At 32.7% G+C, this 1,067-nt stretch carries 2 protein-coding genes; both read right to left on the bottom strand.

Annotated elements, in window-relative coordinates; all coding sequences use genetic code 11:
• A partial coding sequence (locus BLV53_RS16815) for a helix-turn-helix domain-containing protein (RefSeq protein WP_090302766.1) occupies window positions 1–548 on the bottom strand: 548 nt, incomplete at its 3' end.
• Window positions 549–766: 218 nt separating this feature from the next.
• Window positions 767–1,067 (bottom strand): transposase domain-containing protein (locus BLV53_RS16810; protein WP_139299001.1); only part of this gene is annotated, 301 nt, incomplete at its 5' end.

Raw genomic sequence — 1,067 nt, 5'->3', positions numbered from 1 at the left:
GTAGTATTAGGATATAGGAATGCAGTAAAATTATCTTCTTCTAGATTCTTCATGGATAAATCTCTATAACTCATTAGTGTTATGTTCAATGTCTCACCATCGTGTGAGTAATCAATATAATATCCACCTAAGCTTCTATAAAACGGCAGATTGACTTTTACATAAAAGTTTTCACCATCATACTGTATTGATTCTATTTGGTTGGTACTAGATATATCTATCCATCTTGTTTTATAGAGAGTCACAGAAACCAATATAATCAGTATTATCACGCATGTATATGCCCACTTTAACTTTCTGCTAAGTCTTTTTCTTTGGATTGTATCTGCTGATATTTTATCCACTACTGCGGTATCTCCTTTTAAAAGTGTATCCAAAGGTATATCTAATATTTCCGATATGGAGACTATCAATTGCAAATCAGGATAGTTTCTTTCAATCTCCCAATTAGAAATCGCAGATCTAGAAACGCCTAATTTTTCTGCCAGTACTTCTTGGCTAATATTTAATTCAGTTCTTCTTTGCTTAATTTGACTTCCAATGCTCATAATTCCCACCTCCAAGATTTACATTAAAGGTTTTGTTATAAAAGCACAATAAAAAATAGCTTTTTTAAGGGTCACAATTTGTGACATAGCCAAATCTAAGCGATTATTAATGTGAAATACAACCTCTGTAAAATTAGTAGTCTAAAAAGTTTAAAACTTTCCTGACTTTTTAAACTTTCCGTCAACAAAGTTCCTGCAGATTTAATCTGCAGGTTTTCTTATGCAATAGCCGTATCTGATTGCAAATCAGATTTTTCATTATTATTTGATACCTTCGGCTGCTCTGGCATAGGAAATAGATTATCAAGTAAGTACCTGTTTGCTTCAATCTGATCTATTTCGTATTGTCTGTATTCCTTAGACCAAGGTAACATAACATTGAGATCTGCCTTATCTCTAACGTCGTATTTCTCATCCACAAGAGATGGCATCTTTTCTAAGATGTATTTGATATAAAGATAAGGATTGGCACCATTGGCCTTTGCTGTCTCTACAATGGTATACATCATAGAATTAACT

This window comes from Pseudobutyrivibrio sp. ACV-2 (assembly GCF_900107545.1).
Taxonomy (GTDB): domain Bacteria; phylum Bacillota; class Clostridia; order Lachnospirales; family Lachnospiraceae; genus Pseudobutyrivibrio.
This window is presented reverse-complemented; position numbering and strand designations above follow the sequence as displayed.